The sequence below is a fragment of the Ktedonospora formicarum genome, from assembly GCF_016587355.1.
GTDB lineage: Bacteria > Chloroflexota > Ktedonobacteria > Ktedonobacterales > Ktedonobacteraceae > Ktedonobacter > Ktedonobacter formicarum.
In genome coordinates, this window is record NZ_BNJF01000002.1 from 1,421,581 (window position 1) to 1,438,251 (window position 16,671).

Below are 16,671 nucleotides of genomic sequence, written 5' to 3' on the forward strand. Positions count from 1 at the left end.
GGACATGTTATCTGGAAAAATGCCCTTCTTTTTTCGTTACGAGGGAAATGGCAGAGTAGCATAACTGTTCGTTTTTGGCGATGAGTTCCTCAATTTTCTGATGAGGTGTACGAGAAGGCATCAACGGACGAGGGAGAGCAGAAAACTCTCTCCCTCGAAGGAAACGACAGGGAAGATCTTTTTTAGTCCTCTTCGCTCGATAGCAATGGAACTTCTTTTTCACTGGGTGTTTGCTCTTTTGCTTTTTGTCTCTGGGGAAGCGGGAGAACAATCCAGAGACAGAGAATGGCGAAGACAATGCTGAATGTAGCTGAGGCATATGCTTGAAAAGGCCCCCATGCGGTGTACATGAAACCGCCAACGAGTGGCCCAACAACCCATCCAAGCGATTGCAATGATTGTGTTGCTCCACTCACACGACCTTGTTCGTGCCGTCCAACCATTTCAGAGATGAGCCCGCGCAAAGCGTTTTCAACGAGGCTCCCCGAACCTGCGAAGAGGATGATACCGACAAACAAGAGAAGTGGTGTGGCAAGAAACGCGATGGAACCAAGCACAAGGTAGCTGATACCGACAAGCACCAGGGCGATAAGACCGAGCCTGATATTTCCCAACATGGTGAGGAACCAGCCAACCAGGACTCCCTGCACGAGAATGTCTACCGCTCCAACCAGGGTAACAACGAGACCGGCCTGCGTTGCATTAAAGCCAAGACGGCCCTGCATCAAGACCGTGAGCGTTGCCTGCAACATGCTCACTGGGAGAGCATACAAGAACCAGGCCAGCAAGAGCCCGCGCACATTTTTCCAACGAAATGCGGATGCCAGTTGTTTCAAGGGATTGAGTTCGCTCACAGAAATGGAAGTGATGCGGTGCTCTTTGTCCAAACTCTCTGGGAGCAAGAAGTACCCACAGACGAGCGTAAGCAGGAGAAGGCTAGCGGCGACAAGAAATGGAGCGCGATAATTGATCGTTGCCAGCAGTCCACCAAGAGTGGGGCCAATGAGAGAACCGATTCCTGCCACACCACCTAGCATGCCAAAGTACTTGCCACGATCCTCTGGTTCAGTGATGTCAGCGATGTAGCCGAACAAGACGCTGATGTTGCCACCTGTCAGGCCATCGATAATGCGTCCGAGGAAGAGTAGCCAGAGCGCTCCACCAAGACCGAAGATGAGATAGCCGAACGCGGAACCAAGGAGACAGATGAAGAGAATGGGGCGTCGTCCGAAACGGTCGCTCAGAACACCCAAACCTGGCGCAGCGATCAATTGACAGATACCATAGACTGCGGTGAGCCATCCCACGATGGCTGCGAGATTTGTCGGATGAGCAAGATATTGTAACGTGAGAAACGGAACAAGAGGGATAATGATTGTCATTCCCATAGTGTTCAGGAGTGCGATGACGAGAAGAAGCACAAAAGACGTGCGTCCTACAGATGTGTTTGGGTTTGTAGGACCTGCTGACTTGTTCATAGAGAAGCTCTACCTTTGCAAAAAGTTTATCCTACTACTTCCCAGGCGAAATAGTAGCATGAACCTTTTCAAACAAGTTCGAGCTGTCTCACGCGATGATACGCTGCACACCTGTTTACGAATAGTATTTCTGGAGAAGAAGAGATCGTGTGTGCCCACAAGGAGTGGACATGGGAGAGTTTATCTCTGTTCTTCATCCTCGCTGTGCGCCGCATGCGGCGCGAACATATTCGCACAATGAGCAAGAATGCTGACGATGGATGTTCCTTGGAGGGGTGTCAACATTTCATCCTTGCTTCATCGATATATTTACTGTTTGCTCTTTGAAAAGATATGCTGATCCTATCACAAGACGTTTCTGCCTGTCAAGCGTTGTTTCCTTTGCCCACTTAGCATCTTACAATCGATCCCTTGCCAAGAGAACGACGAAACTTTGAGTGCCTCTCTCTGAGGCTCATATAGGAGTCGAGAGAAGAGAGCACTTACAGATGTGACACCTCTCCGTTTGTTCTCTGTCCTGATAGAGACCTAACAGGCCGGGTTCTCGAACATTCAATGGTTGAGCTGATTGCTCTTCACGCTGATTGCTCTTCACGCTGATCGATCACTCATCGATGCGTCGATTGGTAGAAACTCTTGATCATTGCGAAAAAAATTCTTGTGTCACAAACAGGTTGCCTATTTCGACTCGTGTTTAAGGAGTGAAGCAAGGGGGCACATTGATGCCGAAGAGAATGGAAGCAATGGTTCTCTACCACTCTCAATACGGTTGAAATGAAGCAAGCGCCTGACCGCATGATCAGGCAGAACACAACAAGAAATGGACAAATTGATGGCAACACATTCACATACTCAACCTCCGGTGATCATTGTTGGAGGTGGCCTCTCGGGGCTCTCCGCCGCCGCCTATCTTTCGCGAGCTGGTCATGCCGTCACGCTTTTTGAGAAGACCCGTACTCCTGGTGGGCGTGCCAGAACCCGTTCTGTTGGCGGTTTCTTTTTCAATCAAGGAGCGCATGCGCTCCGTCTGCATGAAGCCGGTGAACAAGTACTGAGCGAACTTGGCGTCTCTTATAGTGGTTCGCTGCCGCAGCCCTACGGGTTCTCCATACTTGCGGATGGGAAGATCCATTCTTTGCCAAGTGGAGCAGCCTCTCTCTTGAAGGTCCCTTTCTTGGCACCCGCCGCCAAAGAAGAGTTGATGCGCGTGTTTGGTCGTGTCAAACACCTAAACATTGCAGAGTTTCAGGAGATAAGTTGGCAGGAATGGCTCGAACAGGAAGTTCAGCATCCGCAGGCCCGCCAGTTTCTTCTCGCAAGTGCACGCACCTCAACCTATATCCATGCACCTGATCTGCTCTCCGCCGGCCTGGCTCTTTCTCTGCTGAATAGCCAGGGAGTACGCTATCTGGATAATGGCTGGCAAACGCTGGTGGATGGTCTCCGACAAAAAGCGCAGGAGGCAGGAGCACATCTTATCACTCATTCACGTGTCAAGGCGATTGAAATGGCTGGAGAAAGATATCGCGTGCGTCTGGCGGATGATTCACTCCACGAAGCAAGCATGGTATTGCTGGCCACTGATCCAGAAACAGTCTCTGCTCTGGTTGCCGATGGCACACACGAAACTCTGAGCCACTGGGCAGCCCAGGCAATTCCCGCGTATGTGGCCTGCCTCGATATCGCTCTGCGCCGTCTCAAGAAAGCAGAGAACCTCGTCGCCTATGGCATCGATCGCCCGTTCTATTATTCGGTGCATTCCGCCTCGGCACATCTCGCGCCGGAGGGGAGCGCCCTGATCCATCTCATGAAATATCTACGACCTGGTGAAGCGGCGGAGCCAGAGGCGACCCAGCAAGAGATGGAGGCGCTGATGGATCTCTTGCAGCCCGGCTGGCGTGCTGAGGTCGTCGAGCAGTCCTTCTTGCCGCATATGATTGCCTCCAATGCGATTGTCCAGGCGAGGTTTGGTGGTCTCTCCGGGCGTCCCGGTCCAGAGATTCCAGGGTTCCCCAATCTGTATGTCGTGGGCGATTGGGTTGGCCCGGAAGGGGAAAAGGCCGACGCTTGCTTTGCCAGTGCTAGGAGTGCGGCTAGGCTGATTATCGCCAAGCTCAGCTCTAGACAGAGCGTATCCTTGGTCAACTCATCGGATGTCATTGACTAAACTGAAAGGGGCTACGTCTCTTTTGCTGTCGCACAGAACAGCAAAAGAGATCCTTTGCTATGAAAAGATCATCCGTGCAACAGGAAACAATGTTCCAGCAGTATAAATCGTTACTCTTTTCCATCGCATACCACATGCTGGGCAGCGTGATGGATGCTGAAGATTGTGTGCAGGAAGCCTTTCTGCAGTTTTATGCCTCCGAAGAGAAAGAAACGATAGAACAACCCAAAGCCTATCTCTGCACACTGGTGACGCGCAGGTGTATTGACCAGCTGCGCTCCGCTCAAATGCAGCGTGAAACCTACGTTGGTCTCTGGCTCCCTGAGCCATTGATCGAAGCCACCGATCCGTCTGAACTCTCGGAACTCAACGAATCACTCTCTCTCGCATTTCTCCTGTTGCTGGAGCGGCTGTCTCCCATCGAACGGGCGGTCTTTCTCTTACGCCAGGTGTTTGACTACGATTACGCAGAGATTGCGGACATCGTGGGCAAAAGCGCGGAAAACTGTCGCCAGATTCTGCACCGAGCGCGGCGGCATCTGCCTGCGCGCCCCACCCACACATCTGCACCTTATGCTGGGCAACGGCAGGTGTTCACGCAGTTTTTCCAGGCGTGGATGAACGGTAATATGGAAGGGCTAGTGCAGGTGCTCTCAGACGAGATTGTGGTTAATACCGATGGCGGAGGCAAAGTAAGAGCGACGCTCCATCCTGTGCATGGGTTAGATCGTGTGGCTCGTCATCTGCTTTGGCTTCAGCCAAAAGTGTTCCATGGGATCAAGGTGGCGATTCGACCAACACTCATCAATGGCCAACCAGGTCTGATTGGCTACCTGGAGGAAGGTCTAGATGAAAAACAACTTCACAGCCTGGGACTGGAAGGAAAGGAGAGTAGTAAGATGCTTCCTGTGTGGCATCAACGTGCCTCCCAGAAAGGGAAAGCTACATTTGTCATGATCCTTGCATGCACCGATAACCAGATCCAGGAAATTGATATCATTGTCAACCCTGAGAAATTGCAGCACATTCCCGCACTCGATACTGACGACAACGGTACTATCGCCTGATGAGCAATGGTTCCTTGAAACAATTGTCAAGGAGCTTCGGTTGCATTCTGACATTTTGCTGTTGGAACAAGAGACGATTTTGAGATGGAAACGAATTATGGACATCTTGAAGAAAGAAAAGAAACTAGCTGGGGCAAGGACAGGAAATCGAACCTCAAGCCCCATCACAATGGATGGGATATGAAGAAGCGACCGCGTTATTAGCACAGGCGCAGTCTCAGGAGAATGCATAGTTGGATAGAGAGCAATGGGCATGGCAAGATTTTTGCACATAGATGCACAAGTGCTTTGTGCCATTGTTTCTGTATACTAAAAGCCCATCGAGTTGTGTCTCCTTCTGCTACGAAGTTCGCGTGGGCGATCTGCTGACTACTCATTCGCGATCGCATCGTCTGCTGAAGGCGTGGCAGACGAGGAAGACCGCTAAGCATCTGCTCAATGAGCCTGATCTTTTGGCTCGGCCCCTATAAGGTGCAACACCGATCGAAGGAAGTGGTCTTGTGTCCTGGTTGTGGGACATATCCGGCTGGCTCTGGTGGATCCTACTGCTCTGTGCAGTGATCCTTGGCCTGGCTTTCAAGGCTTGGGACGACGGGCTCGAAGGGGTAAGAGAGGTGATACTCACTCCCTTTCTGTGGGTCATACGCATTCTTGCAAGCATCGGATTGCTTGCGATACTGTTCATTGCCCCTCTCCTTGGCGGAGTCGTCGGTGGGCTCATCAGTGGGATGATCAATCAGCCTCTGTGGCCGTGCACCGGTATCGGCGTGGCCAGTGCGGCGCTGCTTGACATCCTCATTCATGCCGCCAGAGGCCCAAAGCGGTAAAACCACGGCCCAGTCTTCTTGGGGCCTTGTCGCCCCTTCACTCTCATCTTCTCTGAATGTTGTGGGGAACATCGTTTCTCCATCAAGAATCTGTATCATTTGACTACTTTTGATGAACGTTTTTCACAACTTGCCCTAGCTTGCGTCAGTGGTGAGGCGATTTTTGCCGCACACAACGCACTGGAACAGATAGCCTTGAATGGAATCACCAGTGCTCCATCGCTCTAGTTGAGCTTGTGTGAGCCTATAGAGAGTTTTGAGCTTTGCTAGATCCACCGCTATCTCTTCGGCAAAAGGTTGAATCTCTTTCCATCCCACATAACCCACAAACGCACAGAAATCGTTGTGATGGCTGAGCCAGGTTTCTGATTGCCAGCTACTATAACCAGGGGTTCGATGATGTAACTCATCGAGATATTCCGGGGCGATTTCCCTCCAGCCGCAATCAATCAGATCAGTGAATTGTCCGTGATATGTTTGCGCAGCCGAGCCATCCTTTATATAACAAGGACAGATGCCTGTAACGTTCTCCTCAGAATAAAATGGGCCAACATAGACGTAGGCCCGGATCTGCTGACATACTGGGCAGATCGTTTGTTGTCTCCGGATCATGCCTGCCGCTAAGGGATCAGGATGATATTTGAAAGCGGGGAAAAGCGATTGTTTCTGTCTCTCCATGATTCTCTGACTCTATTTTTCTCACTTTATTATAAATATCTCTATCACGCGATGGGCAACGAGCGATGACCTGTAGCAGGTAGGGGGACGTATGTGTCTCTTTGCACGAACAAGCGATTTCTGGTCTATTTGTTCTACTTTTGATGGAGAGAGGCGAAACACACATGACACGTGGCTATCGGGTCGAACTTGAACTCAACAACATACAACGTACGGAATAAGAAAGCGTATACATGTTTCCATAGCGCCAACCAGGTCACTTCCACTCTCCTCGTCGGCGCACAACCACCCATCATACTTGATCTCGCGTAGCGCAGTGAACAGTGGCTCAAAATCGATATCACCTTGACCTAAAACCCTAAATTCGCCCTTCTTGATATCTTTGACATGTATATTATCAATAATATGACGGTAATCTCTGATCATGCCTGCAATATCATCGATACCAGATTTTACCAGGTGTGCAGTATCTATTGTCAATTTGACGGTATTATCAACGATTGCCTCAAAAAATACCGAGAAATCCTGGCGATACATAACTGGCTGGTCATAGTGATGGTGAAGTGACAACACAACCTCATATTGTTGAGCCTCCTTCCCTAGCTCCGAAAGCGCTCTTGCGAAACTCTGAAGATCAGAAGACGACAATCCTTTTCTTGACTCTCCATGACAGAAAATGATGCGTTTGGTCCCAACTGCCTGTGCGAACTTGAAGACGCTTCGTAACGAAGTAACCCCCGCCTCGTCTAGTCTCCCGCCTATGATCAGTCCGGACGCAATATCCCTGGCATCCGTTCCATAATCATCAATAAAACGCTCGGGAGCACATATGTATTTGCTATACTGGTCATATTTCAGTTGGAGACCATCATAGCCATATGAGCGGAAACGAGTGCATAGCTCCTGCTGCTCATCTTTACTTGTTGGTTTGGAGAACGCTAACTTCATGCCACTCCTCCAGTGAAAAATACCGGACGCTGTGTCTTTGCTGACCGATATGCTGCGTCTAACAGTGCAATCGTCTTGAGATTATCATGTCCACTATTTGCTGGCTCATTTCCCTGTTCTACCGAGGCCAACAGAAGATTGAGACCAACAAAAGTTGCTTCCGGTTTCTTCGGGCCTCTCAGTGGATTCTCCCATTGCTTGTATGGCCTGCTGTGGTCATTGAGTTTATATAAGCACATATCGTTATAGGTAAGTACCAGTGTTCCCATCTCACCAAGAATTATCGTCTCTGTCCTTGCCAGTGCAGAAGAAAAGCTCTCCAGATATGAGGCCAGCACGTCCTTCTCAAAATTAACCTGTACAGAAGCCTCCGTTTCCCCTACACACTCTATCGCAGCCGAAGAACGGGTCTCTGCCATTATAGAGACAGGCTCATCGCCTACTATCCAGCGGAAGCCGTCTAGCCAGTGAATCCCCATCACCGCCATTGCATGCCTCTTTGTTTGCAGCCTCCACCCCGTATCCTGGCGCAACATCAGATCCTGATGCATAATATGCATCACTCGTCCTATCTCTCCCTCCGTTATCAGCTTGCGAGCCATATCAAAGGGATAATGATAGCGAAAATTCTGATTCACAGCTAACTTGACCCCAGCCTGAGCGCATATATTTACCATATCCTGCGCGTCCTGGTAATTATCTGCGAATGGTTTCTCCACAAATATATGCTTTCCGGCCGCCGCAAGTCGCGTCACGACGTGCTTACGTACAGGAGTGGGCGTACAGACCACTGCGACATCCCACTGGGCCTGGGCAATCATAGCTTCTAACGAGGTAAAACCCTGTTCAAATCCATACTTCTTATGTGCCTCATTCATGCTTTCTCTATTTGTATCGCACGCAGCCACAATTCGCACTTGCTCTAGATGATCCTTATATGCATCGAAATGCATGTGTGAAACATTCCCACAACCAACAACAGCAATATTGAACTGTTTCATTATTGAAGCTCCTTCTTCTTCGAAGACGATACTAATTGGCAGGGATGATTGCTGATCGAGTCGAGTCTATCTACTCTCTTGGGGGTCTACTTATGTATGTATCCAACGAGCTGAATTCTTTACTGCCTAAGCAATATCACCCTCTTCAAGATTTTCTGTATGCCGGTCTGGATTCGAAAAGGAAACGACAGCCGTAAGGGGCTCCTCGCTGGTGCATTGTGCCCAGTGTGGCACCCCACGCGGAATACGAATGACACTCCCAGGGGTCAGATGAAAAATTTCGTTCCCTAGCTTATGATCACATTCTCCCGCTATGACATAAAACAACTCTTCACAGTTGGGATGCATATGCAGTGGATTCCTGTGTTTTGGTCGAATTGTAACCACTCCCAACGTCTGTTCTGCTCCTGGCATTTGTACTGTTCCAACTAACCAGGCGAGCTGCCCCAGTTCGTATAGTGAATATTTTCTGGTTCTTTCGTGTTGTTGATGAACTTGCCTTGGTTCCATTTGCCCATCGAGATAGAACCACTCCTTTCAATAAGCCTTTACATACTCGCTAACTTTACATACTGTTGCCTGCTGTCGCTTCAGTAGCCTCAATCTGAGCCACGACATCGCGCTGCACGCCCTCGATGTGCTCCACCATCAGACGTTCAGCTAACTCCGCATTACGCGCCTCAAGTGCTGCAAGAATACGTGGACGTTCAAACGCAGTACGTTTTACTACCTGTGGATCGCGATTCGCTCTAATCCGCACGATATGTATCTTCCGCTGCAAACGATCAAGCATCTCTATCAGAATCTGGTTCGCTGATAAATGCGTGATCAAAGTATGAAAGCGCTGATCAGCCATGCTATAGCCTGCTATATCCTCGCGCTCTAGTGCTCCCTGAGCCTCATCGAGAACCTGACGTAATTGTGCAAGATCCTCATCTGAAAGTTGGGAAATTGCCAAGCGAGTGGCTAACCCTTCTAGTGTCTTACGTACTTCATAGAGATCGCTTATCTGTTTGGCTGTAAATACCTTTACAAAATTGCCGCGGTATGGACGACGTTCTACAAGCCCTTCCTCTACGAGGGTTGCAATTGCCTCCCGCAAAGGCGTCCGACTTACAGACAGGCGACTGGCAAGAGTCCGCTCATCCAACTGTGTACCAGGCAGAAGATCACCGGACTCTATAAGCTCACGAATCTTGAAATAAATGCGCTGATGGAGTGTATAGTGTTCTAGGCTATCCTTCAATATTTCTATCCTCTATGGCATATTTTCATAGTCTAATCTGTCGCTCGCCGTATACCATCTGCTATTTTTCTGCAATAGCCTTTGAAGTAGCTTTGCTGCTAATAGTTTGTACTCCTCTATTATCTCTCTTGAGAGAGAGCCCAACCGAGAAATTATTTTGGTATATTGTATATTGTATACCAAAAATTGACCTAATGACAACCAGAGAACAATGGTAGAGGTTTTCAAGTGGTAATATGGCTCGGAATGTGGTGCAGTGGATCGCAGCGCACTCATACTGCGATGATTCGTCGTCCTGCGGTCTATGGAGGGGTGTGTGAAATAGGTGGGCGCCTGATTCGCACACACCCTTCGCTCTTTTGGGCGAAGGTACTACGATTTGCCTACCTGTAAAGTGAAGCGAAAGGCAAAAAACAATTCCAGATCCCACATTCCGCGGGGTAATTGACAGAAAAACGGAAATTGGATAAGCTGGTTTCAGCGGACGCAAGGAGCGGAATTTCGATGCAGCAGGCTGAAGATTACCAGAACGAACGTGTGGATCATCTAGGAATTGTCGCAGGTATGTGCCAGGAAATAGGTCTGGCAGCCTGATTGGTCGCGCTGGCTCCTACCCAACAGCGCGTGGTTAGTTACGGAACGGCCACGGTCTCCATGATCCTCAACGGATTGGGCTTCTCCAATCGACAGCACCTTCTGGTCCCTCAATTTTTTGAGAACAAACCAGCCGCGCACCTCTTGGGGCCCGGTATCAGTGCAGGCATGCTCAACGACGATTGCCTGGGCCGACCCTGGATTGGCTAAACGTGCAGGATGTGACCACCTTGTTTGCTGGCATTGCTCATCAAGTCCATCAAGGCGATATTCCACTCTTTTTGCAACCACTTTCTGGCAATAGTAGCGACAAAGCAAGCCTGATCAAGATCATTGCCGAACTGCATGCTCAGTTGCAACAGCAGGAGCCACAAGAGATACCCACCTACGTTGCTGATAATGGCCTCTACAGCACGCATACCATGTAAGCACTCAATCAAGCATCGGCGCAGTGGGTCAGTCGGATTCCCGAAACCAGCAAAGAAGCTAAAGCTGCCCTCAGAGAGGCTGAGAAGGCATGGATGCCGAGCGCTGATGGTCAAAGGCAGATGGTGAGCTTGCAGATAAAGTTGGAGCAAGGATCTGAGCGCTGAATCATAGTTCGCAGCGCCGATGGCATCAAGCATACATTGCAGACGGCTTATAAGCAGGCCTACAAGCAGCTGGAAATCTGGAACAAGAAACTGTGGCAAACTTCTCAACAATACTATTTTTTCAGATCGAAACTGCGGAATGTGAGTTCTAAGTTAAAATATGAGTAAATCACTTTGGAAACAACGTAACTTCATGCTTCTGTGGAGTGGACAGCTTGTCTCTTGGGTTGGAACAGAAGTATCCGGTATAGCACTTCCTTTAGTTGTTCTGGCTTTAACAGGCTCCTCCGCACAAGCTGGAGGGGTTGCTGCCATACGGGGCCTTGTCTATGTTTTTTGGGCAATTCCGGCTGGTGGATTAATTGACAGATGGAATAGAAAAATTGTCATGGTTCTAGCAAATCTTGGGAGTGGATTAGCAATGGGAAGTATTACCCTCGCACTCGCATTTCATACTCTTTCTGTAATTCAACTCTACATAATGAGTGCTATTGAGGGATCATTCTTTGTCTTTGCAAATTTAGGAAGGTTTGCCTCGTTCCCAAAAGTTGTCTCAAAAGAACAATTTCCAGCAGCCTCTGCACAATCTGGTACAGCAGACCAGATTGCCTTACTTGTAGGGCCACCTTTAGGAGGATTTTTATATCAGACAGGGGGCGGTTTTATTGCTTTCTTTGTGGATTCGCTTTCTTATTTTATCAATGCGTTTTCCATCTTTTTTATAAATATACCTCTTGACGCAGAAACCCTGACTGAACGAAAGGCAATTCATCATGAAATCAAAGAAGCAATCTTGTGGTTTTGGCATCAGCCGTTACTTCGCTTCTTAAATCTTCTTACAGCAGGAAGAACCATTCTTTCCGCAGGATTATATTTGCTCATTATTGTTCTTGCGAAAGAGCATCATGCTTCCTCCTTATTTATCGGCGTTATCTTTACTATTGGTGCCGGAGGAGGCATTTGTGGTTCCTTCGTATCTGCAAAAATATATAGTCGCTTTGGCATGAAGCGACTACTTGTCGGCGTATCATTACTTAGTTTCTTCATTTTCAGTTTATATGCGCTCGCCATAAATAATGTTCTTTTTGCAGGGATCACTGCACTCTTGTATGCAGTAGACCCACTCTATAATGTAACAACGTCTTCCTATTCAGCAAAAATGGTTCCTGATGAAATGAGAGGCAGAGTTACTAGTCTAGCTCGACTAGTTGTACTCGGAGCATATTCATTTGGCTTCTTTATTACCGGTAATCTGCTACAGTATCTGGGAAGCAGATGGACTATTGGGGTATTCTCTTTTATGCTGCTTTTACTTTTTATTGCGACGGCGAAAAACAGAAATCTCGCTGTAACAAAAATGTAATTGTAGCCTTGTTTGTCTAATATCCCCATATTCCGCAGTTTGGAAAATAGTCTTCAGCGTATCAAAGAAACACTCTGGCTCAAGACGTATCAACCTGTAGTGCCTGTTATAACTATAGATAAAAGAAGCAAGAAATTCTAACAGAAGCTGAACATGATTTTGCATGTTCCTTTGTGGTACTTCTAGGCTTTTCAGTAATCATGCAAAACGCGCAAAAGGCATACAAGCAAATATGCAAAAAACAATTTTCAAACTGCGGAATGTGGGCCAGATTTTCCCTAAAAAGGGAAAATCTGGAATTGGCAATGGTTATTTCACGTTTTTATATATCATTCGTGTGATACATATTCCATGAAGTACCACAGCATAACTCCGAAGGGTCCTTGCCGAGTCTGGACAAGTCCAGGCTTGTGAAAGCAAGCCCCTGTCGAAAGACATGGGGATACCTGATAGTGCTTTCTTTGCTTAGAGTCGTAGCATGCCCTCAGCCGCCGTTACCCCTGAACCGCAGATGCGCACCTCATCGCCCTGCAAACGTATCTCAATACGGCTTGGCCGCGCCAGGTCATATCCCTGCTCGATTATTGTCGTTCCCCAAGAGTCGATGCGGCCATACTTTGCTAAGTAGCAGGCGAGCGGGCCAGCCGCAGTCCCAGTAGCGGGATCTTCGACAATCCCTTCTGTAGGATTAAAGAAACGTGTATAGGCTGCGGCAAGTGGATCAACGGTGTCCAGGCTAAAGAGATAGCAGCCTTGACCACCGACCGAGTGAAGATGTTGATACAGGCGTTTCGCGTCTGGTTGAGCGCGACTTATTGCTTCACGGCTCTGCACGGGTACCATCATATGTGCAGCTCCTGTTGAAACAACCTGTGCAGGTAAGCCTTCAACAAATAAATCAGATGACTCTAGGCCAAGCGCAGCCGCTAACTCTGCTGGATCTGTGTGGATAGCTCCAAATGATGGAGCGGTCTGCCTCATGCTGATGGTCGTTGGCTGCCACAGCGCTTCCTCTTCTCTCTTATCCGCTAACACTTCCACTGCGAGAACCTGTTCCCCTATCTCCTGATGAAAGACAGTCTGAGGTCCAGACAATTTCAGTTGGCCTGTTTCAGCCAACCACCACCAGGCCCCGAGCGCATTATGCCCGGCACCTCCGACCTCTTTACCCACTGGGGTGAAAGAACGTAGACGCCAATCAGCCTCGTGCCTGGTTGGAGGGAGTAGAAAGGTGGTCTCAGACTGGTTAAACTCGCGGGCAATTCGCTGCATGGTCTCCTGGCTCAAATCCTGCGCATTTACCACCAGTGCAAGTGGATTTCCGCTCAGGGGCTCTTGTGCAAAGACATCAACTATGTAGAAACGAACATGTTGTCTGCTCATCAGATTCTCCTTCTCTTATATTCCTTTAATCCATACAAAGGCGATAATAGACGCCCTAGCTACCAAGTTCCTTCTTCTTGGGAACGCAGTCGCGATCTTTTGTCGAGCGTGGTGAATCCAAATGCCTGGATAGTTGGTACGCCCGCCTGTTTGCCCCTTGTTCCATCGAGAGGTAAACAGTGAGAGCAAAAGGAGGAGACTCATGCGCCCGCTCTCAATAGCTTTTTTACCCTGCTTGCTCTCTCAGCATCCAGTGTAGCATTGTTTTGTGGTAAAGTGTAGAAAAAAATGCAAGCAATGACATCGGAAAACTTTAGATACTAAAGGAAAAATAGACTATGACTTTAGATACAAAAAAACTGCTTGATGAGACAAATTGGCAACTGCTTGAGGCATTGCAACGGAATGCGCGCCTCTCCTACAGCGAGTTGGGACAACAAGTAGGACTCACTGCGCCTGCTGTCGCCGAACGCATACGTAAGATGGAGGAGCAAGGAATCATTAGAGGCTATCATGCTGAGGTAGACCTTGCTCTGCTTGGGTTGCCTATTGTGGCTTTGGTCCGCTTAGTGCCAGCGGCGGGACTGCATTGTCGGAGCTTGGCCTCCGCTGCCAGTGAACTGCCAGAGGTTCTTGAGTGTTATCGTATGGCCGGTAATGATCAGGTGCTGGTGAAGGTAGCCGCCACCTCGATAGCTCACCTGGACAGTGTCCTTGATCAACTTGCGGTCCACGGTCAGCCTTCCACCTCGATTACGTTCTCCCAGCCCACAATGCACCCTGTCGTCACCCATGAGCTGCTGGGGCAGGAGAGAAAGAACATGAGCACCTCATCCAGCAGAGCACTACTCATGGACGAGTAAGTTACGTATCTGGCTTCGAGGAGGACTTGAATTCCTCTATGGAACCTTCTCGCACAGAAAAGAAGCTAGACAATGTTTCATTTATTCAAATGCTGCGCAGCTTAGAGAACTCTACAATCCAGCTTGAAAAGACGTGGTCTGAAGGCCTCGATAATGAGGACGTTAAAAAAGTGCATACCGAACTACTGATGCTTTGGGAATCATTTGGGCAAAACTTTCCTGCATAGGCTGAAGAACGGTCAACTAAATTAAGAGGGCTAAGCTTTGATACGCTCAGTAAGCGATACCCATCGTTAAACTACCCAGCGACTTGCAAGCAATTCAGCAGTAGCACAATCTTCCCTATATTCCCCTTGATTGTTTTCTCCCTTCCTGCTACACTACCATCGCATTCTTCCCCTTTTACATCTGCATCTTTCCATCGGTTTGTAGATTGGTGGTAGGTGGGACACGGAAGCATACACACACATGAAATGAGAGTTATTTTCAGATATGGCATACGGACCTTTATTAAATCCACAATCTATTCCGTCAAAGTTGAGCATAGCTGAACTCGTTGATAATTTCTGTCTTGCCTATAATGCTGGTAGGTTACGCGAGGCTTGCCAGCTCCTAGCTCACAAGGTTCTTCGCCCTGGTGTGACGGTTGGCCTGACACTTTCTGGCGCTCTCACTCCTGCCGGTCTTGGCTATGCTGCTCTTGTTCCGCTCATCGAAGCAGGCTTTATTGATTGGATGGTCTCTACTGGGGCGAATTTGTATCACGATATGCATCGCTCTCTTGGCCTTCAGCTCTACCAGGGCAGCCCTTTTGTCAACGATGTGGCCCTGTTCAAGGAGAAGATCATCCGTATCTATGATATTTTGATGGATCAGGATGTGTTATTTCAGACAGATGCCTTTCTGTATCGCTGCCTCGAACAACCAGAGTTCCAGCATCGCATGAGTACAGCTGAGCTTCACTATCGGCTGGGACGCTATACTCTTGAACGTGAGCGCGTGCTGAACTATCCCTATCGTTCTCTCCTTTCAGCCGCACACCTCGCAGGCGTTCCAATCTATACTCCCAGCCCAGGCGACTCCACCATTGGGATGAATATTGCCGCGATCCGTGCCGCCGATGGCTACCAGGTAGGCTTCGATCCTGAAGCAGATGTCATGGAAACAACAGCTATTGTCTATCAAGCCAAACAGAATCATGGCAAAAGTGCTGTGATCGTTCTAGGTGGTGGGAGTCCAAAGAATTTTGCTTTGCAGACTGAACCCCAGTTGCAGGAGGTCCTAGGTCTCGAAGAAAAAGGCCATGACTATTTTATCCAATTTACCGATGCTCGCCCCGATACAGGTGGCCTCTCTGGTGCCACGCCTCAAGAGGCTGTGACCTGGGGAAAGGTCGATCCCAGCCAGTTACCCGATTCAGTCGTTTGCTACGTGGATACAACGATAGCACTCCCTCTATTGACCGCCTATGTGCTCGAAAAGTGTGAGCATCGCCCCTTCCAACGCCTGTATGACCAGCGCTCTCACATGGTGGATAACCTGGTCTCTGTCTATAAAGAGAAATGGACTACTGTCAAACCCAAATACTTCCCTGAGACAGAGTGAGCACAGGAGCAGTATTTACGTCTGCCAGACTCATTGATTCGCCTCTCTGGGGCATTAGAATGAGCGCGACAGTCGCTCCACGAGGTGTTGCCTCCTGACTCAGGGGCTATCAATCACTGGATGCTTCATCTCATATCATCCTAGCGCCAATCCTTGTGTTCTTTTTCCTGCGGAAGTGTGCGGCAGGATACGGACGGGCGAACACCAGAGCCAGAGTTGCCCAAAAAGGAGACCACCAACCACGAGAAATAAGGAAGAGCGTATGCCGATCTGCTCTCCAAGCCATCCTCCCAAGAGTGCTCCGAGAGGCGTCGTTGCCCAACTGATGACTTGTATGGTTGCATCCACTCTTCTTCAATAACTCTATCAGCTAGGCTGGGGCTAGCAATCTGTGCAATGGAATTTCCATATTTACAAATAATGCCCCCGCATCATCATAGCCTCTATTTCATAATTTTCTTGTAACATTTCAGGTCCGCTCCTTCCCTTGGCTCCTCAGCGCTTGCGGCGCTTCGCGAGATTTGGATACTGAAGAGTTACAAAAAAACTTGCACACTGGTTCAGTTACTTTTGGTACTTCTACTTCTATTTGAGAACATCATTTTTGATCCTGAGTAAATTAGAAACAAATGGAGCAATAAGAGAAGAATGCTCCTGCTACCTGAAATAAAGCAGTAATAATAGAGTTGACGCGTATCAAGGGCAAGAATCGCAAGCAAGTTATGCTTCTTTGACAACTTTCAGAAAGCATATACTTCCTCATTGCGCTTCTGAGAAGAAGCGCTTGAGTGTGACAAAACGACAGGTTATTCTTTGTTGCGTCAGAATATGCCTTTTTCAGCGAAAAATCATTTTTCT

13 protein-coding genes and 1 pseudogene are annotated in these 16,671 nt (G+C 48.6%); 6 read left to right on the plus strand and 8 right to left on the minus strand.

Annotation, left to right across the window (positions count from 1 at the left end):
- Window positions 1-182: 182 nt before the first annotated feature.
- Complete coding sequence (locus K3T82_RS24970) at window positions 183-1,478, minus strand: MFS transporter (RefSeq protein ID WP_220196268.1); 1,296 nt, start codon at window positions 1,476-1,478, stop codon at window positions 183-185.
- Between the two features lie 832 nt (window positions 1,479-2,310).
- On the opposite strand from K3T82_RS24970, the gene K3T82_RS24975 reads away from it, so the two are divergent.
- Together K3T82_RS24975 and sigJ are read left to right on the plus strand one after the other, a co-directional pair.
- A complete protein-coding gene (locus K3T82_RS24975; protein WP_220196269.1) occupies window positions 2,311-3,645 on the plus strand; it encodes a phytoene desaturase family protein in 1,335 nt (444 codons plus the stop codon).
- Between the two features lie 59 nt (window positions 3,646-3,704).
- Window positions 3,705-4,712 carry an RNA polymerase sigma factor SigJ gene (sigJ, locus tag K3T82_RS24980; protein ID WP_220196270.1) on the plus strand — a complete coding sequence of 336 codons (1,008 nt, stop codon included), beginning with the start codon at window positions 3,705-3,707 and terminating at the stop codon, window positions 4,710-4,712.
- A 542-nt stretch (window positions 4,713-5,254) separates the two neighbouring features.
- Here the strand turns inward: sigJ and K3T82_RS24985 are convergent.
- The 6 genes from K3T82_RS24985 to K3T82_RS25010 form a co-directional block, all read right to left on the minus strand.
- Window positions 5,255-5,611: a hypothetical protein gene (locus tag K3T82_RS24985; protein WP_220196271.1), complete on the minus strand. Its 357-nt coding sequence runs from the start codon at window positions 5,609-5,611 to the stop codon at window positions 5,255-5,257.
- Window positions 5,612-5,674: 63 nt separating this feature from the next.
- Window positions 5,675-6,217, minus strand: a complete 543-nt coding sequence (locus K3T82_RS24990) for a CbrC family protein (protein WP_220196272.1) — start codon at window positions 6,215-6,217, stop codon at window positions 5,675-5,677.
- A 195-nt stretch (window positions 6,218-6,412) separates the two neighbouring features.
- Window positions 6,413-7,165 (minus strand): sugar phosphate isomerase/epimerase family protein, encoded by a 753-nt coding sequence (locus K3T82_RS24995; protein ID WP_220196273.1) that lies wholly within the window; start codon window positions 7,163-7,165, stop codon window positions 6,413-6,415.
- Window positions 7,162-8,166 carry a Gfo/Idh/MocA family protein gene (locus tag K3T82_RS25000; protein WP_220196274.1) on the minus strand — a complete coding sequence of 335 codons (1,005 nt, stop codon included), beginning with the start codon at window positions 8,164-8,166 and terminating at the stop codon, window positions 7,162-7,164. Before K3T82_RS25000 ends, K3T82_RS24995 begins: the two co-directional genes overlap by 4 nt.
- Window positions 8,167-8,292: 126 nt before the next feature.
- Window positions 8,293-8,676 (minus strand): cupin domain-containing protein, encoded by a 384-nt coding sequence (locus K3T82_RS47815; protein WP_220196275.1) that lies wholly within the window; start codon window positions 8,674-8,676, stop codon window positions 8,293-8,295.
- A 55-nt stretch (window positions 8,677-8,731) separates the two neighbouring features.
- Window positions 8,732-9,412: a GntR family transcriptional regulator gene (locus tag K3T82_RS25010; protein WP_220196276.1), complete on the minus strand. Its 681-nt coding sequence runs from the start codon at window positions 9,410-9,412 to the stop codon at window positions 8,732-8,734.
- Window positions 9,413-9,916: 504 nt separating this feature from the next.
- On the opposite strand from K3T82_RS25010, the pseudogene K3T82_RS50010 reads away from it, so the two are divergent.
- A pseudogene (locus K3T82_RS50010) lies at window positions 9,917-10,503 on the plus strand (DUF4277 domain-containing protein); the annotation flags it as partial.
- Window positions 10,504-10,759: 256 nt separating this feature from the next.
- On the plus strand, window positions 10,760-11,962 hold the full coding sequence (locus K3T82_RS25030; RefSeq protein ID WP_220196280.1) for an MFS transporter: 1,203 nt from the start codon (window positions 10,760-10,762) through the stop codon (window positions 11,960-11,962).
- Between the two features lie 465 nt (window positions 11,963-12,427).
- Here the strand turns inward: K3T82_RS25030 and K3T82_RS25035 are convergent, their stop codons facing one another.
- Window positions 12,428-13,345 (minus strand): PhzF family phenazine biosynthesis protein, encoded by a 918-nt coding sequence (locus K3T82_RS25035; protein ID WP_220196281.1) that lies wholly within the window; start codon window positions 13,343-13,345, stop codon window positions 12,428-12,430.
- Window positions 13,346-13,683: 338 nt separating this feature from the next.
- Between K3T82_RS25035 and K3T82_RS25040 the strand changes: the two genes are divergently transcribed.
- Both K3T82_RS25040 and K3T82_RS25045 read left to right on the plus strand, forming a co-directional pair.
- Window positions 13,684-14,208: an Lrp/AsnC family transcriptional regulator gene (locus K3T82_RS25040; RefSeq protein WP_220196282.1), complete on the plus strand. Its 525-nt coding sequence runs from the start codon at window positions 13,684-13,686 to the stop codon at window positions 14,206-14,208.
- Between the two features lie 492 nt (window positions 14,209-14,700).
- Window positions 14,701-15,813 (plus strand): homospermidine biosynthesis protein, encoded by a 1,113-nt coding sequence (locus tag K3T82_RS25045; protein ID WP_220196283.1) that lies wholly within the window; start codon window positions 14,701-14,703, stop codon window positions 15,811-15,813.
- The last annotated feature ends 858 nt before the right edge of the window (window positions 15,814-16,671 follow it).

Excerpts from the sequence above, each read along its gene's own strand:
- K3T82_RS24970 (WP_220196268.1), bottom strand. The coding sequence starts at position 1,478 with ATGAACAAGTCAGCAGGTCCTACAAACCCAAACACATCTGTAGGACGC.
- K3T82_RS24975 (WP_220196269.1), top strand. The coding sequence starts at position 2,311 with ATGGCAACACATTCACATACTCAACCTCCGGTGATCATTGTTGGAGGT.
- sigJ (WP_220196270.1), top strand. The coding sequence starts at position 3,705 with ATGAAAAGATCATCCGTGCAACAGGAAACAATGTTCCAGCAGTATAAA.
- K3T82_RS24985 (WP_220196271.1), bottom strand. The coding sequence starts at position 5,611 with ATGTTCCCCACAACATTCAGAGAAGATGAGAGTGAAGGGGCGACAAGG.
- K3T82_RS24990 (WP_220196272.1), bottom strand. The coding sequence starts at position 6,217 with ATGGAGAGACAGAAACAATCGCTTTTCCCCGCTTTCAAATATCATCCT.
- K3T82_RS24995 (WP_220196273.1), bottom strand. The coding sequence starts at position 7,165 with ATGAAGTTAGCGTTCTCCAAACCAACAAGTAAAGATGAGCAGCAGGAG.
- K3T82_RS25000 (WP_220196274.1), bottom strand. The coding sequence starts at position 8,166 with ATGAAACAGTTCAATATTGCTGTTGTTGGTTGTGGGAATGTTTCACAC.
- K3T82_RS47815 (WP_220196275.1), bottom strand. The coding sequence starts at position 8,676 with ATGGAACCAAGGCAAGTTCATCAACAACACGAAAGAACCAGAAAATAT.
- K3T82_RS25030 (WP_220196280.1), top strand. The coding sequence starts at position 10,760 with ATGAGTAAATCACTTTGGAAACAACGTAACTTCATGCTTCTGTGGAGT.
- K3T82_RS25035 (WP_220196281.1), bottom strand. The coding sequence starts at position 13,345 with ATGAGCAGACAACATGTTCGTTTCTACATAGTTGATGTCTTTGCACAA.
- K3T82_RS25040 (WP_220196282.1), top strand. The coding sequence starts at position 13,684 with ATGACTTTAGATACAAAAAAACTGCTTGATGAGACAAATTGGCAACTG.
- K3T82_RS25045 (WP_220196283.1), top strand. The coding sequence starts at position 14,701 with ATGGCATACGGACCTTTATTAAATCCACAATCTATTCCGTCAAAGTTG.